25 protein-coding genes and 1 pseudogene are annotated in these 25,048 nt (G+C 69.5%); 9 read left to right on the forward strand and 17 right to left on the reverse strand.

Annotated elements, in window-relative coordinates:
- Nucleotides 1–2: 2 nt before the first annotated feature.
- The 3 genes from ACFHWY_RS02880 to ACFHWY_RS02890 all read right to left on the reverse strand — a co-directional run bounded on the left by ACFHWY_RS02880 (nucleotide 3) and on the right by ACFHWY_RS02890 (nucleotide 1,792).
- The gene (locus ACFHWY_RS02880) at nucleotides 3–944 is read right to left on the reverse strand and encodes a hypothetical protein (RefSeq protein ID WP_416578472.1); all 942 of its coding nucleotides are present in this window, start codon (nucleotides 942–944) and stop codon (nucleotides 3–5) included.
- Nucleotides 945–1,059: 115 nt separating this feature from the next.
- Nucleotides 1,060–1,245, reverse strand: coding sequence for a hypothetical protein (locus ACFHWY_RS02885; RefSeq protein WP_416578473.1), 186 nt, complete (start codon nucleotides 1,243–1,245; stop codon nucleotides 1,060–1,062).
- Between the two features lie 229 nt (nucleotides 1,246–1,474).
- Nucleotides 1,475–1,792 (reverse strand): hypothetical protein, encoded by a 318-nt coding sequence (locus ACFHWY_RS02890; RefSeq protein ID WP_416578474.1) that lies wholly within the window; start codon nucleotides 1,790–1,792, stop codon nucleotides 1,475–1,477.
- A gap of 176 nt (nucleotides 1,793–1,968) precedes the next feature.
- Between ACFHWY_RS02890 and ACFHWY_RS02895 the strand changes: the two genes are divergently transcribed.
- Together ACFHWY_RS02895 and ACFHWY_RS02900 are read left to right on the forward strand one after the other, a co-directional pair.
- Entirely contained in the window at nucleotides 1,969–2,727 is a 759-nt protein-coding gene (locus ACFHWY_RS02895; RefSeq protein WP_416578475.1) for an XRE family transcriptional regulator, read from the forward strand.
- A gap of 4 nt (nucleotides 2,728–2,731) precedes the next feature.
- Entirely contained in the window at nucleotides 2,732–3,202 is a 471-nt protein-coding gene (locus ACFHWY_RS02900; RefSeq protein WP_416578476.1) for an NUDIX hydrolase, read from the forward strand.
- Here ACFHWY_RS02900 and ACFHWY_RS02905 read toward each other — a convergent pair.
- A complete protein-coding gene (locus ACFHWY_RS02905) occupies nucleotides 3,190–3,756 on the reverse strand; it encodes an HD domain-containing protein (protein WP_416578477.1) in 567 nt (188 codons plus the stop codon). The two genes, ACFHWY_RS02900 and ACFHWY_RS02905, sit on opposite strands and share 13 nt — an antisense overlap.
- A gap of 646 nt (nucleotides 3,757–4,402) precedes the next feature.
- Between ACFHWY_RS02905 and ACFHWY_RS02910 the strand changes: the two genes are divergently transcribed.
- A complete protein-coding gene (locus ACFHWY_RS02910) occupies nucleotides 4,403–4,801 on the forward strand; it encodes a hypothetical protein (RefSeq protein ID WP_416578478.1) in 399 nt (132 codons plus the stop codon).
- A gap of 277 nt (nucleotides 4,802–5,078) precedes the next feature.
- On the opposite strand, the gene ACFHWY_RS02915 is transcribed toward ACFHWY_RS02910, so the two are convergent.
- The 6 genes and pseudogenes from ACFHWY_RS02915 to ACFHWY_RS02940 form a co-directional block, all read right to left on the reverse strand.
- Nucleotides 5,079–5,297 (reverse strand): hypothetical protein, encoded by a 219-nt coding sequence (locus ACFHWY_RS02915; RefSeq protein WP_416578479.1) that lies wholly within the window; start codon nucleotides 5,295–5,297, stop codon nucleotides 5,079–5,081.
- Nucleotides 5,298–5,505: 208 nt separating this feature from the next.
- The gene (locus ACFHWY_RS02920; protein WP_416578480.1) at nucleotides 5,506–6,234 is read right to left on the reverse strand and encodes a SanA/YdcF family protein; all 729 of its coding nucleotides are present in this window, start codon (nucleotides 6,232–6,234) and stop codon (nucleotides 5,506–5,508) included.
- 131 nt (nucleotides 6,235–6,365) lie between these two features.
- The gene (locus ACFHWY_RS02925) at nucleotides 6,366–6,518 is read right to left on the reverse strand and encodes a hypothetical protein (RefSeq protein WP_416578687.1); all 153 of its coding nucleotides are present in this window, start codon (nucleotides 6,516–6,518) and stop codon (nucleotides 6,366–6,368) included.
- A 124-nt stretch (nucleotides 6,519–6,642) separates the two neighbouring features.
- Nucleotides 6,643–6,864 (reverse strand): annotated as a pseudogene (locus ACFHWY_RS02930) (class I SAM-dependent methyltransferase); the annotation flags it as partial.
- A gap of 302 nt (nucleotides 6,865–7,166) precedes the next feature.
- The gene (locus ACFHWY_RS02935) at nucleotides 7,167–7,529 is read right to left on the reverse strand and encodes a PH domain-containing protein (RefSeq protein ID WP_363950820.1); all 363 of its coding nucleotides are present in this window, start codon (nucleotides 7,527–7,529) and stop codon (nucleotides 7,167–7,169) included.
- A gap of 107 nt (nucleotides 7,530–7,636) precedes the next feature.
- A complete protein-coding gene (locus tag ACFHWY_RS02940; RefSeq protein WP_416578481.1) occupies nucleotides 7,637–7,942 on the reverse strand; it encodes a 4a-hydroxytetrahydrobiopterin dehydratase in 306 nt (101 codons plus the stop codon).
- Between the two features lie 182 nt (nucleotides 7,943–8,124).
- Between ACFHWY_RS02940 and ACFHWY_RS02945 the strand changes: the two genes are divergently transcribed.
- A complete protein-coding gene (locus ACFHWY_RS02945; RefSeq protein ID WP_416578482.1) occupies nucleotides 8,125–8,562 on the forward strand; it encodes a (deoxy)nucleoside triphosphate pyrophosphohydrolase in 438 nt (145 codons plus the stop codon).
- Nucleotides 8,563–8,686: 124 nt separating this feature from the next.
- Here the strand turns inward: ACFHWY_RS02945 and ACFHWY_RS02950 are convergent, their stop codons facing one another.
- From ACFHWY_RS02950 to ACFHWY_RS02975, 6 genes are all read right to left on the reverse strand, one after another.
- Nucleotides 8,687–9,613, reverse strand: a complete 927-nt coding sequence (locus ACFHWY_RS02950; protein WP_416578483.1) for a hypothetical protein — start codon at nucleotides 9,611–9,613, stop codon at nucleotides 8,687–8,689.
- A gap of 150 nt (nucleotides 9,614–9,763) precedes the next feature.
- Nucleotides 9,764–10,867: a succinate dehydrogenase/fumarate reductase iron-sulfur subunit gene (locus ACFHWY_RS02955; RefSeq protein WP_416578484.1), complete on the reverse strand. Its 1,104-nt coding sequence runs from the start codon at nucleotides 10,865–10,867 to the stop codon at nucleotides 9,764–9,766.
- A gap of 4 nt (nucleotides 10,868–10,871) precedes the next feature.
- On the reverse strand, nucleotides 10,872–12,851 hold the full coding sequence (locus ACFHWY_RS02960) for a fumarate reductase/succinate dehydrogenase flavoprotein subunit (RefSeq protein WP_416578485.1): 1,980 nt from the start codon (nucleotides 12,849–12,851) through the stop codon (nucleotides 10,872–10,874).
- Nucleotides 12,852–12,862: 11 nt separating this feature from the next.
- Nucleotides 12,863–13,669 (reverse strand): hypothetical protein, encoded by an 807-nt coding sequence (locus ACFHWY_RS02965; RefSeq protein WP_416578486.1) that lies wholly within the window; start codon nucleotides 13,667–13,669, stop codon nucleotides 12,863–12,865.
- A gap of 268 nt (nucleotides 13,670–13,937) precedes the next feature.
- Nucleotides 13,938–15,371 (reverse strand): metallopeptidase TldD-related protein, encoded by a 1,434-nt coding sequence (locus ACFHWY_RS02970; RefSeq protein WP_416578487.1) that lies wholly within the window; start codon nucleotides 15,369–15,371, stop codon nucleotides 13,938–13,940.
- Complete coding sequence (locus ACFHWY_RS02975) at nucleotides 15,368–16,804, reverse strand: TldD/PmbA family protein (RefSeq protein ID WP_416578488.1); 1,437 nt, start codon at nucleotides 16,802–16,804, stop codon at nucleotides 15,368–15,370. The genes ACFHWY_RS02970 and ACFHWY_RS02975 overlap by 4 nt, the downstream gene beginning before the upstream one ends.
- 207 nt (nucleotides 16,805–17,011) lie before the next feature.
- On the opposite strand from ACFHWY_RS02975, the gene ACFHWY_RS02980 reads away from it, so the two are divergent.
- From ACFHWY_RS02980 to ACFHWY_RS03000, 5 genes are all read left to right on the forward strand, one after another.
- Nucleotides 17,012–18,046, forward strand: coding sequence for an ABC transporter ATP-binding protein (locus tag ACFHWY_RS02980; RefSeq protein WP_416578489.1), 1,035 nt, complete (start codon nucleotides 17,012–17,014; stop codon nucleotides 18,044–18,046).
- Nucleotides 18,043–19,038, forward strand: coding sequence for an ABC transporter ATP-binding protein (locus tag ACFHWY_RS02985; RefSeq protein ID WP_416578490.1), 996 nt, complete (start codon nucleotides 18,043–18,045; stop codon nucleotides 19,036–19,038). The genes ACFHWY_RS02980 and ACFHWY_RS02985 overlap by 4 nt, the downstream gene beginning before the upstream one ends.
- Complete coding sequence (locus ACFHWY_RS02990) at nucleotides 19,035–19,994, forward strand: ABC transporter permease (protein WP_416578491.1); 960 nt, start codon at nucleotides 19,035–19,037, stop codon at nucleotides 19,992–19,994. The genes ACFHWY_RS02985 and ACFHWY_RS02990 overlap by 4 nt, the downstream gene beginning before the upstream one ends.
- Before the next feature lie 8 nt (nucleotides 19,995–20,002).
- The gene (locus ACFHWY_RS02995; protein ID WP_416578492.1) at nucleotides 20,003–21,016 is read left to right on the forward strand and encodes an ABC transporter permease; all 1,014 of its coding nucleotides are present in this window, start codon (nucleotides 20,003–20,005) and stop codon (nucleotides 21,014–21,016) included.
- A gap of 93 nt (nucleotides 21,017–21,109) precedes the next feature.
- Nucleotides 21,110–22,846, forward strand: coding sequence for an ABC transporter substrate-binding protein (locus ACFHWY_RS03000; protein ID WP_416578493.1), 1,737 nt, complete (start codon nucleotides 21,110–21,112; stop codon nucleotides 22,844–22,846).
- On the opposite strand, the gene ACFHWY_RS03005 is transcribed toward ACFHWY_RS03000, so the two are convergent.
- Complete coding sequence (locus ACFHWY_RS03005) at nucleotides 22,836–25,004, reverse strand: prolyl oligopeptidase family serine peptidase (protein WP_416578494.1); 2,169 nt, start codon at nucleotides 25,002–25,004, stop codon at nucleotides 22,836–22,838. The genes ACFHWY_RS03000 and ACFHWY_RS03005 overlap by 11 nt on opposite strands.
- Nucleotides 25,005–25,048 lie beyond the last annotated feature (44 nt).

Genomic DNA, 25,048 nt, shown 5'->3' on the forward strand with positions numbered 1-25,048 from the left:
GGTTAGATCCAGTCGGTGACGTCGTCGGCATCCGCCGACGTCGAAGCCTCAGGCTTGCTGCCGTTGGCGGTGGTGGCGGCCGGCTTGGCCGGCTTCCGGTCGGCCTGTTTGGGCAGGGTGATGGTGGGTGCCTGCACGTCGGGCAGGTCCAGAGCAGTCGGCACCACCGGGGGTGCCTGCTCGACGGTCGGGGTGTCCGGGTCGATCACGTCGACCAGCGGTGAACCGACGTTCGCCGTGAGGACTTCGCGGCGTTTGATGTCGAACCGCACGTAGGCGGAGTTGCCGTCCGAGGCGCGTTCGATGAGCACGGTGGAGGCGTGGCAGGTCACGGCGATCCTGTCGAGCCGTGCTTCGAGGTCCTTGACCGACAGGCCAGGGCGCAGGTACACCCACACCCGTTCACCGACCGGGGTCGGGACGGCCCACAGGATCAGCGGCAGACTGCCGGACTGGTTGGCGATGATGAACTGCGCGAAACACACCCGCAGCCGATGCCGAACGATCAGGCACCATCCCCACGCCACCAGCCGGCGGCGGATCACCGGAACACCCGCCGGCACACCCACGACCAGGGCGACAACCAGCAGCGTCACCACGGCCGGCGTGTGAGAGGCGAGCTGCACCCAGCCGGTCAGGAGCAGACCGGCGAGGCCGATTTCCGGGGTCCACCACCACAGCAGCCGGATCACCGGCCAGATACGGACCAGCACCCACACGATCCCGCCCAACGGCACGCCGACGCCGACGGCGACGAACAGGGCAAGAATCGGATGCATGTAGGAAGCGGCGACCACGGCCGCGAGCAGACCGGCGATGACCGCCGTCATCACGAACGCCAGACGGGCGTTACGCGCGGAGGAACGGTGAACACGGGCCTCAATGACCGTCACCGTTCCCGTGCTTCTCCCGCCGAAGGGACGGCGAGGGCTAGACTTGGACATGACACGTCCTCCCAAGTGATTGGGGTGGATGGGTTGGAGAGCCCGGGGTCGGCAGGTGTAGGAGCCAGTACCGGCCCCGTGCTCGATTTCCAGATCAGTCGGCGTACGAGGTGGGTTACTTTTCGTCGGCCAGGGGCGAGAAGCCCAACACGGTGACCCGCTCGCGGCCCCAGCCGCGAATGAGGTCGGTCAACTTGTCGATGTCGTCATAGCCCCGGATCGGGCTGGCAGGCTGGTACTCGAAGTACTCGACCTGCACACCATCAGCGGTGGTGTGGAAAAACGTGACGTAGTAACGCATGACAACCACTCCTCAGAACTTGAGGCGAACGGGTTGGAAGGCAGACGGGGCCGGCAGGTGTAGGAGCCAGTACCGGCCCCGCGCCATAACTTCGATTCGACAACCACTGGTTGTCAGGGCCGGAAATGTAGGAGCCAGAAACACTCCCGGACCGAGATGGATCAGGTCAGCGGACCGTAGGCCGCTTCAGGAGACACCGCAGGCTTCACACAGCACGCGTGCGAGGAACCTACTTGGCCGACGCACCAGTCTTCGGCTTCAGCGAGATCGCACGGAACGCGACGCCGTTACGCCCGTTGGTCGCCCACGGGATGGCCTCCAACTGCTCGACCTCGATGAGCTGCCCCACCATCACACTCGGCTTCTCACCCGCCGTGGTGATGGTGATGACCTCACCGCCGTTCTCGTCGAGAACGAAGACCTGGGTGGACCACATGAGCCGGCCCGTTCCCTTCTCCGACCGCTGATTGCCGTTCTGGTCGTTCTTCGGCTCCGGGTCCCTCGACACCGTCACCTGCTTCGCCTTGGTGTCCACGTACAGCTTCACTTCAGACCTCCTGTGTCTTGGCCGTTGTTGAGCTTGTCCCCGGTGGACTCTTGCTCGTGGCCTCTGCGGATAAGGCTCCCGAAAAGCCGAGGACAGCCCATCCGATGGGCTAGACAACTCTGGGACGTCTTGGTTATCGTGAACGCGTCCCTAGTCGTCCCTTGAGGAGGGTCGAAATGGCGAACGACCGGCTACGCGATGCCATCCTGCGAAACGGCCTCACGCCCGTCGCTGTGGCCGAGAAGATCGGGGTTGACCCGAAGACGGTGGAACGGTGGATCACGCAGGACCGAACGCCGTACCCGCGCCATCGGCACGCCATCGCTGCGATGGTGCGGTCTGATGTGACGTACCTATGGCCGGAGGCGGTGACCCAAGAGAAGGCGTCGAAGATCGGCCAGAGCGAGATGTTGAAGCTTTACTCGCGGCGGTCGTCCGTGCCGTATGACCTATGGCATCGGCTAATCGAAGAAGCAGAGGAGCGGATTGACGTCTTGGCCTACGCCGGCCTCTTCCTCGTAGAGCAGGATCCGATGCTGATCGACACCCTGCGTCAAAAGGCTGTTGACGGTGTCGAAGTGACAATCCTCCTTGGTGACCCAGGCAGCGAAGCGATTCAGCGGAGAAGTGTGGAGGAGGGTGCGCCCGGCGTCATGGCAGCAAAGATCCGGCAGGTCGAGCAGTACTATAACCGGATCAAAGGAGTGCCCCGGGTGAAAGTGCGATACCACGACACGACCCTGTACAACTCGATCTATCGCTTCGATGAAGAGATGCTGGTGAACATGCACGTCCTCGGGTTTCCGGCACCACACGCGCCCGTGATGCACCTGCGCAAGCTCGTCGGCGGGGACCTGTTCCGCACCTACTCCGACAGCTTCGATCGCGTGCTGGCCGTCGCGAAGCTTGAACCGGGCGGCGACGTGGCAGCCTAGGACCATGGCGAGGACCGAGCACTACCACGACCCGAGCGCACCGAAGGCCAACAGCATCGTCGTGGCCGTATCCGTCTTCGTACGAGACGAGCAAGGCCGGGCGCTGCTCATCCAGCGCACCGACAACGGCCTGTGGTCCCTGCCCGGCGGCGGCCAGGAGATCGGCGAGTCGGTCGCGGAGACGGCGGTCCGAGAGACCCACGAGGAGACCGGCGTCCAAGTCAAGGTGACCGGAATCGTTGGCGTCTACTCCGACCCGCGCCATGTCGTCGCGTACTCCGACGGCGAGGTCCGACAGCAGTTCTCCCTCTGCTTCCGGGCCGTACCCGTCAGCGGCACACCGACCCTGAGCGACGAGTCAAGCGCTGTCCGGTGGGTGGCCCGCGACGAGCTGGCCGCGCTCGATATCCACCCGTCAACCATGCTCCGCGTCACCCACGGCTACGAGAACCGCGCCACGCCCTACATCGGCTGAGGAACGCTGCCGACGAGCCGGCCCTGAGTCCGCTGCACAGCGGCAACCATCCCCGGTTCCGCCCGGCCGATGAACCGGGTCACCAGGTGCTCCGGCCCGTATCGCGACCGAATCTCCGCCAGCCGTTCGAGAACCTCGAAGTCCTGCCCGTCAGGGCCGGTCGTGATATCCGAGAAGCAGAGGGCGTCGGTCACCGCGGTTTCCTCCCGAGCGAACTCGGCGGCCAGGACCTCACCGAGCCCACGCTCCTCGGCTTCCAACCACGCGCAGGAGTGGTGAGCCACCAGAGCGGCAATCCGCTCGTCGTGCTTCTGGCGCCGCAGCCAGCGGCCACCATCCAGGGAGTGAAAGCCGGTGTCGACCAGGTCGGGACTGTAGCCCACGTCATGCAGCCACGCCGACGCCACAAGAACCTCACGGTCCCTGATCGGCACCGCCGCGCTGATCCTGTCCGCCTTGGCAGCGACCGCCTGGACGTGACTCCACCGACGGGGCAACGGTGTCTCAAGCAGGTGCCGCGCAACTTCCCGAGCGGCATTGACGAGGGCAACCATGCCGCCCAGGGTACGGAGCACACTCGGTCCGCACCATCCCGTGTCCGCTGGCCGATGAGACAAGGCCGGCCGGCAGCCGGCGATGTGGTTCAAAGTTTCTGTACGTCTTCAAGGCGGCCCTGAACGGGCCGCACGCGCCGCCGCCTGGGCGCGCGTCCGACGCTCCGCTGTCGCTCCTCGCCGGCCACGCAACACGCCCGGCGGCTGGCGCGGAAAGCGGAAAGCCCGGGGGCCGCCGCAGACGGATCAGGTGCAGAAGTGGTGGAGGTACGTCGCCGGCAGCCGGCCCGCGCCGCGCCCGAGCGACGCGGCGCAGGGAAGGGCACGCCGGGTCCGCGCGGCGGGTGACGAGGGCGAAGCGATCGCGGTTACTGCGCCTCCGGCGGGGGCGCTCCGGTTCCAGGATGGCCGGAGGTCCGTCGGCGGCTTGCGGTCCGTGCGTGGTTGCGCGGGCCATCCCGTCTACCGACGACCCGGGCGAGCCGAGCAGACCACCGCCCGACCCGCCAGCGTCCGACCGTGCGTCAAGGTCCGCTTGACATGGCGGGCCGGGCGGCGGCCCGCTCCCCATGCGGGCGGGTCGACGGTAGACGGGATGGCGACAGAGCGCAGTGGCCTTCGTCGATTGACGCTACACTGCGCGCCCATGAGATTGCGTACGGTCGCCACACTGCCTCTCGCTGCCGTCGTTCTAGTCGTCGCGGGCTGCGCCGCATCGTACGAAGAGAGGATGACGTACCTAGACGAGGTGTCCCAGCAGGGAATTGACTACCGCACGAAGCTCCAAGAGCAGAACACCGAACCCTCCAAGGAAGCCTGCTCGATCGGCTTCGACCTTCTACAGGCGAAGCCTCCGTATGACCGGGACGGGGGTCACGTCACCGAGACTTGGCGCGAGCAGGTCAAGGAGTCGTACATCAAGAGCTGTATGACTGGCGAGCTTCGTCCGAAGCCAGACCCTTCGGGTGTGGATGCCGTTACTCCCGTGCCGATAACACCGCAGCAGCCCCCCGTATCGCCTTCCTCGCTCACAGCGACTGGGTGACTAACCGGGTGACGACCGAGGCGAGCGACGCCGGACGCCCACGGACGATGATGGACCGTTCGCTCAGGTAAACCCCGCGCCTCACCCAGGTCACCGGCGGCTGATCATTCCTTCACACCGAAGCAGTCAGCCCTGCTGCTGTCGACAGCAACGGGGCTGAACAGTGAGAGCCGGAGCCAGCCGGCGACAGATCACCGCCCGACGTCAGAGACGTGCGCGGACTAAGCCGGACGGAGCGCCCAGAACTTACAAGCGAGGGGTCGTCTGGCCCTACTCGCTAGAGCGATGGTTCATGGAAGTAGACGGTGGCCGACCACCAGTCGCCGTCGGCAGTCACCTCGCTGTGCAGGACGAGGTCTTGGACGTCGATGCCAGGCCGCTGTTCGATGCTGTCTGCGATGCGGCGTAGCAGCGCCGGGACGCTGTCTTGGCCGGGGCCCGCCGGGTTGGCTTGCGAGAAGTGCTTGATGGTCCACGACTCCGGTTCAGACGGCACGGTGGCAGTCTTCCAGAAGCTCGGAGGGTGGCGGTATTCGGCGGTGTGGGGCACACACGGGGCACAAGACACCGTCAAACGTCGTCAACCAGCGACCAACGCTGTCCGCCCGAGACGACGTGTGGGCAGGCGTCGGGCGTTGTTCCCGCTGGTCGCGGGACAGCGGCTCTGAGTTCCGCTTCAACGTCTGAGACTCGGCGGCCGGGTCTCAGCCTGCTCGTAGGGCGTCCTGGATGCCGGTCTCGCGGCGGCCGAGGTGCGCCGGGTCGCGGCCGGAGAGCACGTCCAACGCGGCCTTCAGTCCGGCGCCGTACTCGCGGGTGGAGCTGATCCGCCAAGTGCGGTGGCTCAGGTCCCGGGCCGTCTCGTCGCCGACCCCGTTGGCGTCGACGCCGAGGTGCCGGCAGACCGTGACGGCGCGGGGCAGGTGGAACGACTGGGTCACCACGGTGGCCCGGTTCACGCCGAAGATCCGCTTCGCGCGGGCGCACGAGTCGTACGTGTCGAAGCCGGCGTAGTCCAGCACCACCTTGTCGGCGGGTACGCCCCGGTCGACCAGCCAGCGCTGCATCGCCTCCGGCTCGTTGTACTCGTGGCGCATGTTGTCGCCGGAGACCAGGATCGCCGCGACCTTGCCGGTGGCGTACAGCTCGAGTGCGATCTCCAGTCGGGCGCTGAGGAACGGCGACGGGGTGCCGTCGGGCTGGACCCGGGTGCCCAGCACCAGGGCCACTGGGGCGTCGGGAACGGTCTGGGCGGTGTACGTCCGCCCCTCGGAACCGGACCGGATCCAACTCACGCTGGCCCAGCCACCGGCCACCAGCAGCGCGACGCCGATCACGCCGGCCAGCACCGCCCGGCGAAGCCACCGACCCCAACCCCAACCGTGATCGCGGACCCGTCCTAACCAGCCCACCACAACCGCCCGGCCCCACATACAGCCCACTATCCCAGCACCCGCCCACACCTCCCGCCACCGGACCCGTCGATCTAGGGCCGGCGGTCGCTAGTTGATCTCCAGCGGTGACGATATGCCCTAGATCGACGGGGACGTTGCGGGTGTTGCGGTCAGGCGAGGCGGTAGACCGAGATGTGGGCGGTGCTGTCCGGGCCGAAGGGCGTGCGATCCCAGTCGCTGTACCGCTCGGCCAGGCGGAACCCGGCCATCTCGTCGATCTGGTCGGGCCACATGTAGCTCATGGCGAACGGGTGCAGGTGCACGCCCGTACCGTTGAATGTGATGGTCTGCCGGAGGAACGTCTGCGCCTCGCGGTCGTAAACAGTCCGCCTGCCGCTCGGCCCGCACCAGGTTGAACAGGGTGTTGAAGACCAGGTACGTCATCCGGTAGGTCCCGGCAACCGGTATGTCCGCCATGTTGCCGATGACGACCGGGATCTCGCTGCCGCCGGGCTTGGCGCGTAGCTTCGTCACCATCTCCGGCGACGCCTCGACCCCTGTCACGGCGATGCCGCGGGCGGCAAGCGGCAGGGAAACCCGGCCGGTGCCGATGGCGAGCTCCAGCGCTGGACCGTCCCCGACGAGGTCGGCGAGAAACTCCACCGCCACCGCCGGATCGGGACTACCGGGTAGGTCGTAGGTGTCGGCTTACATCCGGCCGAAGTGTCCCGGGTCGTCGAAGACCGACATCAGCGGCCTCCGTCTGTGCTACCGGTGCCGGGCGGCGCACTCTTCGATGATGCCCATTTACGCACGAAGCCTCGATTTGACGGGGTTGACGCTGACTGCTCGTTGGACGGGCGTCGTGGCGCGCCTCATGTCGTTCGCTCCCTTCGTTCGGCTGGCCGTGATCAAGCTGCCTCGCTGGCTTGGGGAGGCGGATACTCAACTTCGCCCCAGGCCAGAGCTGCTCAGCTGATGTAGTGCAGGATCACGTTGTGCACGTGGTGGCTTTTCTGGTCGCCGCGGAACTCCACCTCGTAGGTGTGGGTGCCGACGTGGATGGCGATGGCGCCGGTGGAGAAGAACGAGCCGCCCCACGACTTGTTGCTGACCACGCTCACGCTGGTGATCTTCGAGTACGGGATGCTGGTGATCGCGTACCGCTTGCCGACGAACGAGCGGTCCTGGATGATCACTCTTCGGTCGGTCAGCCCGATGAACCCGGTGCCGGTGCCGACCGCGTCGTAGACGGCGATGATCTGTTCTCCGTCGAGCAGCCCGCTCTGGATCTGCTGGAACTGCTCCTTGCGGTCATAGGTCGCGTTGGTCATGCCCCAACGTTAGGTGGCGCCTGCCAGCGGCAAGATCCGCTCGGTTTCGGCGGGACGGTGGCGTCGGGGCGCTGGGGTAACCGCCACCCGGTGGATCGGATGCGCGGTCAGTCCGTGGTGACGGCGCGGTACGCGTCCTCGATGCGGGCGGCCAGCAGGACCTCGCCCTCGGAGAGCGGCTCATTGCCGTGGCCGACCCGTATCTGGGTGTGGTCAGCTCGTCGGCTGATCTCCGGGCGTAGCCGCAGCGCGTCGGCGACCACCTTGACCCGCTCGGTCAGTGCCGCGTGCTGAGTGTCGTCGATGACCAGCGTGCGCCGGATCTGTTCGCCTTCGCGCGTCCACCCGTTCAGTAGGGTGAGGGCGTCGCTGAGGTAGTCGTGCTTGGCGCGACCGCCGAACAGCGCACGCATCACCGTTCCTCCCAGGCTTCGTTGCCGGCTTGTGGCCAAATCGTCGCCGCCCCGTGTCTTGTCGGTGTCCCTAGTCTTACCTCGCACGGATGGTGTGTCCACGCCCACACTTCCGGGTATTCCTGGCCTGACGGCTGTCCAAGCTACCCAAACCGCCGATTGATCTGGCACCCTGGACGCCCGTGCGGACCGAACGGGCAAACGGCGGCGGAGATGCCGTCCAGCGGGATCCGAGAGTGATCGTCGGCGCGGCCATCATCAGGGACGGGCGTGTGCTGGCCTGTGCCCGATCAGCCCCGCCCGAGGTGGCGGGCAGGTGGGAGTTCCCCGGGGGCAAGGTGGAGCCCGGAGAGAGCGAAACGACGGCGCTGGCCCGGGAATGTGTCGAAGAGTTGGCCGTACGCGTGGAAATCGGCGAGCGGGTCGGCCGCAACGTCCGGATGGCGCACGGCCGATCGGTGCTCAAGGTGTACGCGGCCCGGCTGCTGCACGGCGACGAGCCGCGGGCGCTGGAGCACTCAGCGTTGCGCTGGCTCTCCGCCACGGAGCTGGACACCGTCACCTGGCTCCCCGCCGACGCCCCCATTGTCGCCGCCCTACCCCCCCTCCTCACCCAGTAACCACCACCACCCACCCACCCACCCACCCACCCACCCACCCACCCACTCACCCACTCCCCACTCACCCCGTTGATCATGAGGTTGACGGCAGTCAGGGAGACCAACTTTGCCGCTATCCTCATGATCAACGGGGTGAGTGGGCTAGGGCCTGGTGGACGACCCAGGGGATGTAGGCCGGGTCGAGGGTGTCCTGCCAGGTGAAGCGGAGGACCTTCCAGCCGGCGTTCACCAGTCGGTTCTGACGGCGGCGGTCGGCGAAAATCGCCTCCGGGGTGCCGTGCGGGCCTTGGCCGTCCGCCTCCGCGATGAGTCTGGAGGCGCGCCAGCCGAGGTCGCCGATGCCGAGCAGGTATCCGTCGTCGTCGCGTACCTTCAGTTGCAGCACGTCTGGCGGCACCCGGCCATCGACGCAGCGCAGCCTGCTTCGGGTCTCCAGCGGAGACTGGGCCCGCCCGTCCGCCTCCGCGAGGTAACCGCGAGCTGCGACTGCTCCCCGCCTGCGCCGGATCCGACGCGCGATCAAGGTCAGATCGTCTTCGCCCAGCAGACCTTGGTTCAACGTCGAGTCCAGCACCGAGACGGCCGGGTACCGCCCGACATGCAGAATGACGTCGCTGACCGTGGAGATGATGTCAGTGGCCGGCAATCCGCTCAGCCTGACCAGGGATTCCGTCCTGTGCTCAAGTTGGTGCAGCACGACGTGTGGTTGACTGACCCGCGCCCGCTTGGCGACTATCCCGGGCAGGCCGACGTGGATCTCGTCCGACCTTGACAGACCGGCTATTCCGTGAAGTTCGGCTGCGCTGCCGAGGACCGCGTAGGCCGCCGGCCCCAGCGACAGCAGCACGGCGCGGATCTGCTGGCGCCGGGATGGCTCCACTGCCGAGGCGGGCCGCGGAAGATAGACGGCTCGGGCGAGTGATTGCCACCGCCCGAAAGCGACGAGGTTGTCGACCTCGTGCCGGGTGAAGCCGTGCTGTAGCGCCTGGTCACGGCACACGAGCCCGTCCTGCCGCGCCGCAACCCGGCGAAGCCGCCCTTCGCGATCCATCCCCCGAACCTGGCCTACCGTCACCCCCCACCGCAGCCCCTGTGGATAACGGTCCCTCCACGGCGTCTTGATCATGAGGTAAGCGGCATCCTGGAGATCGGATAGTGCCGCTAACCTCATGATCAACGCAATAGGGGGTGGGGGTGGGGGTCAGTGCTTTTTTTCGTCCTGTTCGGGGTGGGCGAAGTTGAGGTGCTCGGCGGGGAGCGGGAAGGTGACGTCGTCGCCGAAGGGGGACGGGGCCGCCGCGCGGTCGAAGGTGAGCTCCGTCAGGGGCAACCTGCCGCTGTCGTCGACTGCCGGAGCGGTGGGGTGGGGAACCTCTCGGTGCCAGTTGACACCCTGCTGGGCCTGCACCTCGGCCTGAGCGTCGTGCGAGCCGCCAGCGTGCGAGTGCACGCCGCCCATCGCAGTGGCGGAGCGAACCGCGCCCGGGGAGTGTTCGCTGGTCACGCTGGTCTGAGGCACCTGACCCCTCCGGAAGATCTTGCTACCGAGCCACACGAGTGGATCATACCTGCGGTCGACGACCCGTTCCTTCATGGGGATGATCCCATTGTCGGTGATCTTGATGTGCTCGGGGCAGACCTCGGTGCAGCACTTGGTGATGTTGCAGAAGCCGAGGCCCTGGTCGGACTGCGCGTACTCCTTGCGGTCGGTCCTGGTGTCCAGCGGGTGCATGTCCAGCTCCGCCGCCCGGATGAAGTACCGGGGGCCGGAGAACGCCGGCTTGTTCTCGTCGTGGTCGCGGATCACGTGGCAGACGTTCTGGCACAGGAAGCACTCGATGCACTTGCGGAACTCCTGCGAGCGTTCCACGTCGACCTGCTGCATCCGGTAGTCACCGGGGGCCAGGTCGGCCGGAGGAGCGAACGCCGGCGTCTCCCGTGCCTTCTCGTAGTTGAACGACACGTCGGTGACCAGGTCCCGGATGACCGGGAAGGTGCGCAGCGGGGTCACCGTGACCGTCTCGTTCTCCTCGAACGTCGACATCCGGGTCATGCAGCCGAGCTTGGGCATCCCGTTGATCTCCATCGAACAGGAGCCGCACTTGCCGGCCTTGCAGTTCCACCTGCAGGCCAGGTCGGGAGCGTCGGTGGCCTGCAGCCGGTGGATCACGTCGAGGACGACCTCGCCCTCGTTGACCTCGACCAGATAGTCCTGGAGTTCGCCGCCGTCGGCGTCGCCCCGCCAGATCCGGAACTGGCGCTTCGCGCCCGGCGTGCCCGGCGCCCCAGACGTTTCGGTACCCATTTCCTCAGCGCTCCTTCTCGGCGGCGTCGGCGTCGTCAGTGGCGGTAGCGGCGTCGACGGTGGCGAGGGCGTCGAACTCGGCCAACTCCTCGTCCGTGAGGTACTTGGCCAGCTCCCCACGATCGAAGAGGCCGACCAGCTCGGCACGCATCTTCGGCAGCGGCTTGCGGGCAAGCCGCACGGTGTCGCCCTCAAGCGAGCACACCAGATTGAGCCGCCGCCACTGCGGATCCATCGTGGGGAAGTCCTCGCGGGTGTGGCCGCCGCGCGACTCCCGGCGTTCCAGCGCGGCCTTCGCGGTGCACTCGGAGACGACCAGCATGTTGCGCAGGTCGAGGGCGAGATGCCAGCCCGGGTTGTAGCGCCGGCCACCGGCCGCGCTGACCTTGGCCACCCGTTCGCGCAGCTCGGCCAGCCGGGCCAGTGACTCCTCCAGCTCGGCCTCCCGACGGATGATCCCCACCAGATCCCCCATCACCGCCTGGAGGTCCTGCTGAAGGGTGTACGGGTTCTCGCCGGTGTCGCGCTGCAGTGGCGCCAGGGCGGTCTCCACCGCCGTCTCCACCGCGGCCACCTCCACCTGGGGTCGGGCGGCGAGCTGGTCGACGTAGGTGGCCGCGTGGCCGCCCGCCCGCTTCCCGAAGACCAGCAGGTCGGACAGGGAGTTGCCGCCGAGCCGGTTGGAGCCGTGCATACCGCCGGAGACCTCCCCGGCGGCGAACAGGCCGCGTACCGAGCCGTGTGCGGCGCCGCTGTCCGGCTCGACCTCGATGCCGCCCATCACGTAGTGGCAGGTCGGCCCGACTTCCATCGGCTCCTTGGTGATGTCGACGTCGGCCAGTCCCTTGAACTGGTGGTGCATAGACGGCAGGCGACGACGGATCTCCTCGGCCGGCAGCCGGGAGGCGATGTCCAGGTAGACGCCGCCGGCCGGCGTACCGCGACCGGCCTTGACCTCGCTGTTGATCGCTCGCGCGACCTCGTCGCGGGGCAGCAGCTCCGGCGGGCGCCGGTTGTTGTCCGGGTCGGTGTACCAGCGGTCCGCCTCCTCCGGCGTCTCCGCGTACTGCTTGCGGAAGACGTCGGGGACGTAGTCGAACATGAACCGTTTGCCTTCGGAGTTCTTCAGGACGCCGCCGTCACCGCGGACCGACTCGGTGACCAGGATGCCCTTGACCGAGACCGGCCAGACCATGCCGGTGGGGTGGAACTGGAGGAACTCCATGTTGATCAGAGTCGCCCCGGCGCGCAGCGCCAGTGCGTGGCCGTCCCCGGTGTACTCCCAGGAGTTCGAGGTGACCTTGTAGGACCGCCCGACGCCACCGGTGGCTAGCACCACGGCGGGCGCCTCGAAGAGAACGAAGTCGCCGGACTCCCGGTAGTAGCCGAACGCCCCCGCGACCAGGTCGCCGTCGAGCAGCAGCTCCGTGATGGTGGTCTCGGAGAAGACCTTGATCCGCGCGTCGTACGAGCCGTACTCGCGCTTGTCCTCCTGCTGCAACGAGACGATCTTCTGCTGGAGGGTGCGGATCAGCTCCAGGCCGGTCCGGTCACCGACGTGCGCCAGCCGGGGATACTCGTGGCCGCCGAAGTTGCGCTGCGAGATCTTCCCGTCCTTGGTGCGGTCGAACAGCGCGCCGTACGTCTCCAGCTCCCAGATCCGCTGAGGCGACTCCTTCGCGTGCAGCTCGGCCATCCGGAAGTTGTTCAGGAACTTGCCGCCGCGCATGGTGTCGCGGAAGTGCACCTGCCAGCTGTCCCGGCTGTTCACATTGCCCATGGCCGCGGCGGCGCCACCCTCGGCCATCACCGTGTGCGCCTTGCCGAACAGCGACTTGGAGATGATGGCGGTCTTCTTGCCGGCCAGCCGTGCCTCGATAGCCGCGCGCAGGCCGGCGCCGCCGGCTCCGATCACGACGACGTCGTAGTGGTGTCGTTCGATGCGAGTGGTAGTGCTCGTGTTCTGGTGCGAATCGGTCGTCATGTTCAGGGCCCTCAGTTGATGAACCGCAGGTCGGAGAACCACCCGGCGGCGACGGACATGACGTAGAAGTCGGCCAGCGCCAGCGTGCCGAGCGTGATCCAGGCGAGCTGCATGTGCCGGACGTTCAGCCAGGAGACGTAGCCCCAGGCCCGGTATCGGACCGGGTGCTTGGAGAAGTTCTTCAGCCGCCCGCCGATGATGTGCCGGCAGGAGTGGCAGGAGATGGTGTACGCCCAGAGCATGACCACGTTTCCGAGCAGGACCAGGTTGCCCAGCCCGAAGCCGAAGCCGGCGGGGCTGTGGAAGGCCAGGATCGCGTCCCAGGTGTTGATCAGCGAGATGACCGCGGCGAAGTAGAAGAAGTACCGGTGCGAGTTCTGCACGATCAGCGGGAACCGGGTCTCACCGCCGTAGGAGGCGTGGCCGTCGGGTACCGCGCAGGCCGGCGGGGACAGCCAGAACGACCGGTAGTACGCCTTGCGGTAGTAGTAGCAGGTCAGCCGGAACAGCAGCAGGAACGGCAGGGTGAACGCGGCGTCCGGGATGATCCACCAACCGGGCAGGTACTGCCCGAAGTGGGATGCCTCCGGAATGCACCGGTCGGTCACGCACGGCGAGTAGAAGGGGGTCAGGTAGTGGTAGTCCTCCACCCAGTACCACTTGTGCATGAAGACCCGGACCGTCGCGTACGTGACCCAGGCACCGAGCCCGACGACGGTGATCAGTGGGGCAAACCACCAACGGTCCGTACGCAACGTCTTCGCCGCTATGGCGGCGCGTGCCCGCGCGCCTCGCGGTTTCGTTGCCGATGATGTCATTCGCGTTGTCTCCCTGACGGGGCCCTGTCACGGGCGGCGGAACACTTCCGGTCGGCAGGCGGACCGGCTAACCCGTGCCCACGTGCCACGTCATGCGCACACCAACGGCCGCACCGGGCGTGCCGGGCAGCTAAGTGACACACGTTACGCCGATCTAGGCGGGCCGTCCGCGCAAGGCAGTGTCCCGTGTGTCCCGCCCTTTGGAAAGCCTCTGTCCATGATCAATATGCGGGCGTTAGAAAAAGATCGTTAAGCGGCGGACGAGCGGTCAGCCGGACGCCCCGCCGGTGAAATTCCAGGAGGCCAGCCGCAGCGACGGCGTCTCCGACCAGACGCCGGGGGTGCGGTCCGGCAGGCGTTGCGCCCGCCGCCCCACCTCCAGCACCGCGCCCGGCGCGAGCGCCCGAGGGTACGACTCGGTGAAGCGCAGGTCCTGGACCGCGCGAACGACCCGGCCATCCTCGACGAGCCACAGCCCGTTGCGGGTCAGGCCGGTGATGACCAGACTCAACGGGTCGAGCACCCGGGTGTACCAATAATCACTGACCAGCAGGCCACGCCGCATCCGGGAGACCAGCGCGGCGGTGTCCGGATCGGCGATCGCGCCGGCCAGGTCGCCTTCGGCCGTGCCCGCGGTGCCGACCGTGCTCGCGGTGCCGGCCGTTCCGGCGGTGGCGAGGCGCAGGTTGCGGGGGATAGGGCCGAAGGTCGAACTGTCGGGCCCGGCGTGCCCGGTCGAGGCGGTGCCCGCCGCGGCGGCACTGCGCCGGTCGTGTGTCACCGCGTTGGTGGTGCCCGCGTCCACCAGGGTCAACGCCCGCGTCGGGGTGCCCTCCAGGTCGAACGGCAGGCCGGAGGCGGCGAGCGGATCGTCGACCAGCGTCACCGCGCGGTCGAACTGGGCCACCCCGGGCGCGGCGAACGACTGTCGCTCGGCGTACCGCTTGCCGTTGAAGCCGTACCAGGACAGGTTCTCCAGCAGGTCGGCGACGGCAGCCGGTTCCAGCACCACCGGATAGCGGCCGGGGGTCAGTTCCACCGGGTCGGCCGCGGCCCGTGCCTTGGCGGCGGCCCGGCGCCCGAGAGCGGTCCCGTCGAGATCGGCGAGCCGGTCGACCCAGTGCCGGGCGGTGCCGTCCGCGCCCCCGACCCGGGCGATCCCGTCCATCGCCGCCTCGGCCGCCCGGCTCCGCGCCGTGTGCCCGGCCGAGTTGGCGAACGCGGCGGCGCGGTACGCCGTGCGGCAGTAGCCGGCGGTCGTCAATCCACCGGCCGCGTCGACGAACGCCCGGACCAGGTGCGCCCGTTCGTCCGGACCGGCGTACGCCGTGGCCGGGTCCCAGTCGGTCGAGGCCGGCACCGACACCGGCGGCGTGAGCCCTGACCAGGCCGGGTCGGGCGGGGTGAACCGGGCCGCCGCCAAGACCCGTTCCACCAGCGCACGCAGCCCGTCGGCCAGCACCGCGTTGCCGCCGCCGGCGGCGGTCCGCCCAGCCACGTGGACCCGTAGCCGGACGTCCACGGCGGACCCGGCGACGTTCTGGTGGATCGCCGAGTTGGCGAAGCGGGTCAGCGCCAACTCCGTCCGGCTCACCGTCACCTCGGCCTGTGCGCCCGCTCCGGCCAGCCGCGCCACCAACTCCACCAGCTGCCCGGCGATCTCCAGCTCGGCATCGTCGGCCCAGGTCGGACCGGTACTCACGCGCGTACCCCCACCCGGACGTTGCGGAACCGGGCCGGCGCGGCCGGGTGGCCGGTGTGCCCGACCTGGCCGGGCTGGCCCTTGCCGCAGTTCGGGGTGCCCCACGGGACGACCTCGGCGGAGAGCATGTCCATCGAGCGCCAGAACAGCGGCCCGATGCCGGTGTACGTGGGGTTGCGCAGCATCCGCCCGCGCCGGCCGTTGCGAATCTCCCAGCCGATCTCGCAGCCGAACTGGAAGTTCAGCCGTTTGTCGTCGATGGACCAGGACCGGTTGATGTCCATCAGCACCCCCTCGTCGGTGGCGGCGATGATCTCCTCCAGGCTGTGCGGGCCGGGCTCCAGGCCCACGTTCGTCATCCGGACCATCGGCAGCCGCGCCCAGCCGTCGGCGCGGACGCTGCCGCCGTAGGCGAGGCCGGCGACGGCGGCCGAGTCCCGGCCGGCCAGCACGCCCACCCACCGCCCGGCGCGTACCGCGTCGCGCTTGACCGCTGGTGAGCCCTCGTCGTCGTAGCCGAAGCTGCCCAGCGCGCCGGGGATGGTCGGGTCCATGGTGATGTTCATCAGCTCGGAGCCGTACCGCAGCGAGCCGAGTTGGGCCAGATCGAGCCACGAGGTGCCGGCGAAGGCCGCCTCCCAGCCGAGGATGCGGTCCAGCTCGATGGCGTGCCCGACCGACTCGTGAATCTGCAACGCCAACTGCTCGCCACCGAGGATCAGATCGGTCTCGCCGGCCGGGCAGAGAGGCGCGGTCAGCAGCTCCCGCGACTCCTCGGCGATCCGCGCGGCATGGGCGGTCAGGTCGAGCGAGTCGACCAGTTCCCAGCCGGTGGTGCCGTACTGGCCGCGGTAGCTAGGCCAGGAGCGTCGCTGCGTCTCGCCGCCGCCGACCGAGGTGGCCGAGATGCCGCCGCCGCACTCGCGGATGCGCTGGTCGATGCGGTGCCCCTCACTGGAGACGAACCACTTCGCGGTGTCCCAGACCTGGTAGAGACCCTCGGCGAGGTCTGCCCCGTGGTCGGCCATTGTGCGGGTCGCGGCCACCAGCAGATCACCCTTGGTGGCGAGGGAGACGCCGAGCGGGTCCTCCTCGCACGGGGTGAACCAGCTCGCCGTGACCGGCGTGGCCGGGACCAGCTCGACGGGTCTCCCGGGGAGCAGGCCACTTGCCGTCGCGGTCCGCGCGGCGCGTCGACCGGCGTCGCGGGCGGCCCGACCGGTCAGCTCCGGTACGGCCTGGAAGCCCCAGCTAGACCCGACAAGCGCGCGGACGCCCAACCCGATCGTCTCGTCCTGGGTCAGCGCCTCGACCTCGCCGCTGCGGGCGGTCATCGACTCGTAGCGGCGGTGCATCACCCGGGCGTCGGCGTAGCGGGCCCCCGCGTCCAGCGCCGCCTGCACGGCCGCCTCGGCCGCGTCGAACTCGCTCATGGCCCGACCCTAGGCGAGCCGACCGACATCCGTCAGGCAAGCAGGCCCTCGGGACGGATGGTCGCCTTGACCGGCTCGGTGACGCTCTGCGCGACGTCGCGGGCTCGCGAACCAGCTTGGCGTCGCCGGATCCGCCCGGCGGTGGACGGGCGAGCAGGATTCGTGAATTGCGGTAGCTTCCCTTCGTCGGATCGGAGGGAGGCGATCGTGGACCCTTATCTGCGGGTGTCAGACCTGCGGGTCAGCTTCCCCACCACCGACGGCGTGGTCCGTGCGGTCGACGGGCTCTCCTTCTCGGTCGAGCGCGGGCGCACCCTCGGCGTGGTCGGCGAGTCCGGCTCGGGCAAGAGCGTGGCCTCGCTGGCGATCCTCGGCCTGCACGATCCCCGGCGGGCCACCGTCACCGGCGGGATCACACTCGGCGGGCGGCAGCTGATCGGCCGGCCGGAGGCGGAGGTACGCCGACTGCGAGGCCGGGACGTTGCCATGATCTTCCAGGATCCGCTCTCGGCGCTGCACCCCTACCACCCGGTGGGCCGGCAGGTCGCCGAGGCGTACCGGGTGCACCACCGGCGGGTGGGGCGGACCGAGACGCGCCGCCGCGTGACCGAGCTGCTGGACCGGGTCGGCATCCCGCAGCCGGCCCGGCGGTACGACCAGTATCCGCACGAGTTCTCCGGCGGCATGCGGCAACGGGTGATGATCGCGATGGCGCTCGTGAACGGCCCGGACCTGCTGATCGCCGACGAGCCGACGACCGCCCTGGACGTCACCGTGCAGGCGCAGATCCTGGACCTGCTGGCCGACCTGCAGGCCGAGTTCGGCACGGCGATCGTCCTGATCACCCACGACCTCGGCGTGGTCGGCCAGGTCGCCGACGAGGTGCTGGTGATGTACGCCGGTCGGGCTGTCGAGCAGGGCACGGTCGAACAGGTGCTGCGTCGGCCGCAGCATCCGTACACCTGGGGGTTGCTCGCCAGCGTGCCGTCGTTGCACGGCGACGCCGAGGCGGACCTGCGGCCGGTTCCGGGGAACCCGCCGAGCCTGATCGACGTGCCGGCCGGCTGCGCCTTCCACCCGCGATGCAGGTACGTCGAGCACACCGGCGGCCGGTGCCTTGCCGAACTGCCCGAGCTGGAAGCGGCCGGGACGGCCGGGCATCGGGTGGCCTGCCACCTGGGTACCGAGGACCGGGCCCGGCGCTACGCCGAGGATGTCGCCACCCTCGGGGTAGCCCGGTGACGGATGCGCCCGCCGCCGAGCCGCTGTTGCGGGCACGTGGGCTGACCAAGCACTTCCCGGCCCGCGTCGGTCGACGCCGGGGCGCCGTCGTGCGGGCCGTGGACGGGCTGGACCTCGATGTCCGGGCAGGCGAGACGCTCGGCCTGGTGGGTGAGTCCGGCTGCGGCAAGACCACCACCGGCCGGCTGCTGGTACGGCTGCTGGAGCCGACCGCCGGCAGCATCGAGTTCGCCGGCCAGGACATCACCCACGCCGGGCGCCGCGAGCTGCGCCCACTGCGGCCGGAGCTACAGATCATCTTTCAGGATCCGTACGCCTCGCTGAACCCTCGCCATCCGGTCGGCCGGATCATCGCGATGCCGTTGCAGGTGAACGGGATCACTCCGGCCGGCGGGCGGAGGGCGCGGGTACGGGAACTGATGGAGTTGGTCGGCCTCAACCCGGAGCACTACAACCGGTACCCGCACGAGTTCTCCGGCGGCCAGCGCCAGCGCGTCGGCATCGCCCGGGCCCTGGCACCCGGACCCCGGCTGGTGGTGGCCGACGAACCGGTCTCCGCGCTGGACGTCTCGATCCAGGCGCAGGTGGTGAACCTGCTGCGGGACCTGCAACGCGAGCTGGGGCTGGCCTTCGTCCTCATCGCCCACGATCTGGCCGTGGTGCGGCACTTCTGTCAGCGGGTGGCGGTGATGTACCTCGGCCGGGTCGTCGAGATCGGCCCGCGGGACGACATCTACCAGCGGCCCCGGCACCCGTACACCCGGGCACTGCTGTCGGCGGTGCCGGAGGTCGACCGACCCGGCCGGTCCGGTCGGATCCGGCTCACCGGTGAGGTGCCGAGCGCGCTCGACCCGCCGTCCGGCTGCCGCTTCCGCACCCGGTGCCCCAGGGCCCGCGGCCGGTGCTCCGCCGAGCAACCGGCCCTGATCCGGCGTGACGGCGCTGCCCAGGCCGTCGCGTGTCACTTTCCGGAGCCGGGAGCGGCGGGGTGACCGGGCACGCCGGGTGCCGGGCCCGTCGGCCCGTCGGCCGATCACCCGGGCAGCTCGCCTGGCGGCGGCTGTGTCGCGACCGCACCGCGCTGGTCAGCGGGGCGGTGTTGACCCTGTTCGTACTGGTGGCGTTCGGCGCGTCGCTGATCGAATTGGCCTACGGCATCGATCCCCGGGACCAGTTCCAGGGCAAGCTGGACGGCGCCGGGATGCCGTTCGGCTACGCCGGCGGCGTCTCGAAGGAGCACTTCTTCGGGCTGGAGCCGGGGCTCGGCCGGGACATCTTCATCCGCCTGGTCCACGGCCTACGGACGTCGCTGTTCATCGCCCTCGCGGCGGCGGTGCTAACGGCGGTGATCGGGATCGTGCTCGGCACCCTCGCCGGCTACCTGGGCGGCTGGCTGGACGCTGTGGTCAGCTGGATCACCGATCTGACCCTGGCCATGCCCTTCCTGGTCATCGCGCTCGCGCTTACCCCCACGTTGACGTTGCGCTTCTACGGTCCACGGGACGCGGTGCCGCCGATCTTCGGGATCGGAGTGCTGATCGCCATCTTCGCCGTCTTCGGCTGGACGAGCACCGCGCGGCTGGTCCGGGGTCAGGTGATCGCGTTGCGGGAGCGGGAATTCGTGGAGGCGGCCCGGGCCAGCGGGGCCGGTCTCGGCCACATGTTGTTCCGGCAGTTGCTGCCGAACACCTGGGCGCCGATCCTGGTGTCGTTCTCGCTCGCGGTGCCGCAGTTCATCACCGGCGAGGCGGCCCTGTCGTTCATCGGCGTCGGGCTGAGCGAGGAGACACCGAGCTTCGGCCGGATGATCTACCAGAGCCTGGACTACCTGCAGACCGACCCGGCTTTCGTCTTCTTCCCCGGCGTCACGATCCTCGCGCTGGTCTTCGCCTTCAATCTGTTCGGGGACGCGCTGCGCGACGCGCTCGACCCGAAGTCCGTACGGTAGGGGTTTCCATGGCGCGGTTCCTGCTCGGGCGGGCGCTCTCGGCTGTGCTCACCCTCTTCGCGGTGAGCGTGCTGACCTTCCTGATGTTCTTCGCCCTGCCCCGCGACCCGGTCAGCGGCATGTGCCCGAAGAACTGCGATCCAGAGCGGCTGGAGCGGGTACGCCAGGAGTTGGGCCTGCGCGATCCACTGGTGACCCAGTACGCGGGCTACCTGAAGGGGATCGTCGCCGGCCGGGACCTGGGCGGCGACCAGGGTGGCCGGTGCGACGCGCCGTGCCTGGGCTGGTCGTACGTGAACAACGAGGCGGTCACCGACACTCTCGCCCGGGTGCTGCCGGTGACGCTGAGCGTCGTCATCCCGGCGGCGGCCCTGTGGCTGCTGCTCGGCGTCGGGTTGGGCATGGTCTCGGCGCTGCGCCCGGGTACCTGGCTGGACCGGGCGGCGATCGGCTTCTCGCTCGCCGGGGCCTCGTTCCAGCTGTACTTCGTCGGCGCGGTGCTGCTGCTGGTTTTTGTCTACCGGCTGCGCTGGTTGCCGGTGCCGGGGTACACGCCGCTGACGGAGAATCCGTGGCGTTGGGCGACCGGGCTGGTGCTCGCCTGGGTCTCGCTGGCGTTCCTGTTCTCCGCGATCTACGCCCGGCTGGTCCGGGCCCAGATGCGGGAGACGTTGGGTGAGGACTTCGTCCGTACCGCGCGGGCCAAGGGCCTGTCCCGGTCGAGGGTGTACGGGCGGCACGCGCTGCGCGCGGCGATCACTCCGGTGGTGACGATGGCTGGGCTGGACGTCGGCGCGGCGCTCGGCGGCACGGTGATCACCGAGACGACCTTCGGTATCCAGGGGCTCGGCCGGACGGCGGTCGAGGCGGTACGCGCCGGCGACCTGCCGACCATCATGGCCACCGTGTTGGTCGCGGCGCTGTTCGTGGTGCTGGCGAACGTGCTGGTGGACCTGCTCTACGCGGTCGTCGATCCGCGCGTCCGGTTGGGCTTGGGCGGCACCGGAAGTCGGTGGCGGTAGGTGCCGGCGGCTGTTAGAAAGATCGAAGTTTTTCTTCGATCCGTCGGTGTGTCGGTGTCCGGCCGGCGGCATCCCAGGTGCAGGAGGCGGCGGATGAGACGGGTGGTGGCGGCGGGCGGTGTGATCGCACTGGTGGTGTCCCTGGGTGCCTGCTCGGAGAACACGGGCGAGGGCGCCACGGTGGACCCCGGCCGGCGGCAGACGGGCGTCGTCGCCACCGACCCGAAGGACTCGGCGGGGCCGGCGCCGGCGGTGCCGGGCGCGCGGGCCGGCGGCACGTTCACCATCATCCGGGAGACTCCGATCGCCCACCTGGACCCGCAGCGGACGTACTCGTTCGTGGGTCTGCTGGCCGCGCCGCTGTTCGCGCGCTTCCTCACCACCTGGAAGGACGACGGCGCGGGCAACCTGGTCCTGGTCGGTGATCTGGCCGAGACGCCGGGCGACAACGTCGACGGCGACTGCAAGCTGTGGGAATTCAAAATCAAGGACGGCGTGAGGTTCGAGGACGGCCGGTCGGTGACCTCGAAGGAGATCGCCTACGGGATCGCCCGATCCTTCGATCCGGACCTCGGTGGCGGGCCGACCTACCTCCAGGAGTGGCTGGTCGGCGACCCGCAGTTCGACACCGCGTGGGACTTCAAGGCCAAGCGCACCGGGCTGCCGCCCGGACTCAGCACGCCCGACGACCGGACGCTGCGCTTCGAGTTCGCCAAGCCCCGCTGCGACCTGCCGTTCGCGGCGTCGCTGCCATCGACGGCGCCGCTTCCGCCGGACAGGGACACCGGGATCGATCTCGGCAATGCGCCCTTCTCGTCCGGGCCGTACAAGGTCACCCGGTACCAGCCGGGCGTCGAGGTGGTGCTGGAGCGCAACGAGCACTGGGACGCCGCCACCGACCCGGTGCGCCACCAGTACCCGGACCGGTTCGTCTGGACCTTCGGCCCCACCGCCGACGCCGCCGCGAACCGGGTGATCGCCGACAACGGCGCAGACCAGAGCGCCCTGTCGTGGAACTACGTGCCCGCTTCCCTGGTGTCCCGGGTCGCCGGTGACCCGGCGTTGCGGTCCCGGACCATCCTGTCGCCGACGCCGAGCGCCAACCAGCTGGTGATCAACAACCAGAGGGTCACGGACCTGCGGGTGCGCCGGGCACTCAACTACGCGATCGACCGGGAGGGCCTGGTGAAGGTGCTCGGCGGGCAACACCTGGCCGCGCCGATGACCACGCTGATGCCGTCGGCCACCATCGGACACCGGGCGTACGACGCCTATCCGGCAGGCCCTAACGGAGACCTGGCGAAGGCGCGGGAGCTGCTCGGCGGGCAGCGCCCCGAACTGGTCCTCGGCGCGGCCGACAGCTCGGTGGAGCAGCAGGTGGCGACGCAACTCAAGGGCAACCTGGAACGCGCCGGATTCAAGATCATCGTTCGCGACATCCCGGACGACGCCAAGCTCGACGAGATCAAGAAGAGGGACAACCCCTGGGACCTGTACCTCGGCTCCTGGGCCGCCGACTGGCCGAGCGGTGCGTCGATCCTGCCGGTGCTCTACGACGGCCGCAGCATCCGGGCCGAGGGCAACAACAACGAGTCGTACTTCGACGATCCCACGATCAACGCCGAGTTCGACCGGATCCTCGCGCTGCCCCCGGCCGCACAGGGCCCGGAGTGGGCGAAGCTCGACGAGCGGATCATGAAGGACCACGCCCCGGTGGTGCCGCTCTACGTGGACGTCGCGTACCTGGTGCACGGCTCCAGGATCGGCGGGATTTTCGTTTCCAGCGTCTTCGGCTACCCGTCCCTCGTCAACGCCCACGTCAAGCCGTGACGGCCCTCGCGCACCCCTGGAGGTGGGTGCGGAGGAAGTCGAGTTCCATGCGGAGGAGACGTTCGGCGAGGCCGCCGGCCGCCATGTGGGTGGCGCCGGTCAGTGGCAGCACCGAGTGTGGCCGGCCGGTGGCCAGCAGCGCCGCCGACAGCCGGAGCGTGTGTGCCGCCACCACGTTGTCGTCGACCATGCCGTGCACCAGCAGCAACGGCCGGGCCTGCGCCGGATCGGTGACCGGATCGGTGGCCAGCTCCACCAACGAGTGGTGCGCGTACACGTCCTCACCGTCGGCGGGCAGCCCGAGATAGCGCTCGCTGTACGCGGTGTCGTAGAGGGCCCAGTCGCTGACCGGAGCGCCGGCGATCCCGCACCGGAACAGCTCCGGATGGCGTAGCACCGCCAGACCGGCCAGCCAGCCCCCGAACGACCAGCCCCGCACTCCGACCCGATCCAGGTCCAGGTCCGGGTGCTTGTCGGCGAGGGCGGTGAGCGCCTCCACCTGGTCGAGCAGGATCACATCGGCCAGCCGCCGGTGGATGGCCTTCTCGTAGGACGGGGCGATGCCCGGTGTCCCCCGGTTGTCGACAACCACCACCGCGAAGCCGGCGTCGGCCCACCACTGCCGTTCCAGCCAGGCCGACCGGGCGGCGAGCACCTCCTGGTGGCCCGGTCCACCGTAGATGTCCAGCAGCACCGGCAGCCGCCGCCCGCCGACGTGATTGTCCGGGTAGAGCACCGCCGAGGGCAGCCGCCGGTCGGTCACCCGTTCCAGCAGCGGCAGGGGCGCGTAGCGACAGGTGGCGGCCAGCGACCTGAGCGTGCCCACCTCCCGGTCGCCCTGCCGTACCGTCCACCGGATGCCCGCGTGGTCCAACGAGGCGCTGCCCACGACCAGCACGTCGCCGCCGACCGAGGCGCGGTGCCAGCCGGCGTCGGTGGTGAGGCGGCGGGCCTCGACCCCGCCGCCGATGCTGGTCCGTACCCGGAACAGGTGCTGCTCGCTCGGCTCGCCGTCACTCGCCTCCACCAGCAGGTCCGCCGGGCCGGTGGCGGCGGCAAGCCGGCCCACCACCCGGCGCACGTACAGCGAGGGCGGGGTGAGCAGCGTGCCGTCGGCGAAGAGGCAGCGGGCGTCGTACCCGTCGTGGGCCAGCTCGCCACCGACCAGCACCCGCCCGTCGGGCAGGTGCGCCGGCGTACCCGGGACGGGTTCGACCCAGCGCGGGTCGGCCAGCTCGGCGTGCACCTGGGTCTCCCCGGTCCGCGGGTCGATCGCGAGCACCAGCCCGTGTTGCTGCGCACGGCGCAGCACGGTGATCAGCGGAGCGCCCTCGCCCCAGTGCACCGCGGTCAGGTACGGGTAGGTCTCCCGGTCCCAGTGCACGTCGACCCAACCGCCGTCGAGGTCGAGCAGGTGCAGGCTGACCTCCGCGTTCGGGCCACCGGCGACCGGGTACGCGACGGCGGTCGGCGGACTCGCCGGCTGCGCCGGGTCGTGCAGGTGCCAGCGGGGCAGCCGGGACTCGTCGACCCGGGCGGCCAGCACCGACCGGCCGTCGGGCGCCCACCAGTACCCGCGGTGCCGCCCGAACTCCTCCGCCGCGATGTGCTCGGGCAGGCCCCAGAGCACCCCGCAGTCCTCGCCGGCGAGGATCGTGTCGCTGCCGTCGGTGTCGACCACCCGCAGCTCGCCCCGGCGTACACCCTCGGCCGTGTCCGTCACGTAGGCCAGCCGGTGGCCACCTGGATCGGGCCGGGGGTCGAGCACCGGACCGACGGCCGGCACCTCGATCACGTCGCCGTGCACCAGGTCGGCGCGGAAGAGCCGGCCGGCCAACGCGAACACCGCCACCCGCCCGGCCCCGTCGAGGGCGTACGAGCCGATGCCGGAGGCGCTCAGCCGCAGCCGCTCACGCCGGGCCCGTTCCCCCGGGCTCAGCGCCCCGGTGTCGGCCTGGGCGCCGAGTAGGGTACCCGGGTCGGCGACCAGCCGTTCCGCGCCGGTCGCCACGTCCAACAGCCAGAGTGCGTCGGCGGAGTCCTCCGGTCCCGCCGAACGTAGGAAGATCACCCGCGCGCCGTCGCCGGCCACGGAGACGGCGCGCGGCGCCCCGTGGCTGAACCTGCGGGTGCGGGCGGCCAGCTCCGGAAAGTCCACAGGCCAGATCGTAGGCCGGTGCCGAGCGCGATGTGACCGACCTG

Source organism: Micromonospora sp. LOL_024 (assembly GCF_048060415.1).
Taxonomy (GTDB): domain Bacteria; phylum Actinomycetota; class Actinomycetes; order Mycobacteriales; family Micromonosporaceae; genus Micromonospora.

What these genes read in the sequence shown, in the direction of transcription:
- ACFHWY_RS02885 (WP_416578473.1), bottom strand. Translation starts at nt 1,245, where the DNA reads ATGCGTTACTACGTCACGTTTTTCCACACCACCGCTGATGGTGTGCAG.
- ACFHWY_RS02950 (WP_416578483.1), bottom strand. Translation starts at nt 9,613, where the DNA reads ATGGATCGCGAAGGGCGGCTTCGCCGGGTTGCGGCGCGGCAGGACGGG.
- ACFHWY_RS02905 (WP_416578477.1), bottom strand. Translation starts at nt 3,756, where the DNA reads ATGGTTGCCCTCGTCAATGCCGCTCGGGAAGTTGCGCGGCACCTGCTT.
- ACFHWY_RS02910 (WP_416578478.1), top strand. Translation starts at nt 4,403, where the DNA reads ATGAGATTGCGTACGGTCGCCACACTGCCTCTCGCTGCCGTCGTTCTA.
- ACFHWY_RS02920 (WP_416578480.1), bottom strand. Translation starts at nt 6,234, where the DNA reads ATGTGGGGCCGGGCGGTTGTGGTGGGCTGGTTAGGACGGGTCCGCGAT.
- ACFHWY_RS02940 (WP_416578481.1), bottom strand. Translation starts at nt 7,942, where the DNA reads ATGCGTGCGCTGTTCGGCGGTCGCGCCAAGCACGACTACCTCAGCGAC.
- ACFHWY_RS03000 (WP_416578493.1), top strand. Translation starts at nt 21,110, where the DNA reads ATGAGACGGGTGGTGGCGGCGGGCGGTGTGATCGCACTGGTGGTGTCC.
- ACFHWY_RS02975 (WP_416578488.1), bottom strand. Translation starts at nt 16,804, where the DNA reads ATGAGCGAGTTCGACGCGGCCGAGGCGGCCGTGCAGGCGGCGCTGGAC.
- ACFHWY_RS02935 (WP_363950820.1), bottom strand. Translation starts at nt 7,529, where the DNA reads ATGACCAACGCGACCTATGACCGCAAGGAGCAGTTCCAGCAGATCCAG.
- ACFHWY_RS02955 (WP_416578484.1), bottom strand. Translation starts at nt 10,867, where the DNA reads ATGGGTACCGAAACGTCTGGGGCGCCGGGCACGCCGGGCGCGAAGCGC.
- ACFHWY_RS02900 (WP_416578476.1), top strand. Translation starts at nt 2,732, where the DNA reads ATGGCGAGGACCGAGCACTACCACGACCCGAGCGCACCGAAGGCCAAC.
- ACFHWY_RS02960 (WP_416578485.1), bottom strand. Translation starts at nt 12,851, where the DNA reads ATGACGACCGATTCGCACCAGAACACGAGCACTACCACTCGCATCGAA.
- ACFHWY_RS02880 (WP_416578472.1), bottom strand. Translation starts at nt 944, where the DNA reads ATGTCCAAGTCTAGCCCTCGCCGTCCCTTCGGCGGGAGAAGCACGGGA.
- ACFHWY_RS02995 (WP_416578492.1), top strand. Translation starts at nt 20,003, where the DNA reads ATGGCGCGGTTCCTGCTCGGGCGGGCGCTCTCGGCTGTGCTCACCCTC.
- ACFHWY_RS02895 (WP_416578475.1), top strand. Translation starts at nt 1,969, where the DNA reads ATGGCGAACGACCGGCTACGCGATGCCATCCTGCGAAACGGCCTCACG.
- ACFHWY_RS02965 (WP_416578486.1), bottom strand. Translation starts at nt 13,669, where the DNA reads ATGACATCATCGGCAACGAAACCGCGAGGCGCGCGGGCACGCGCCGCC.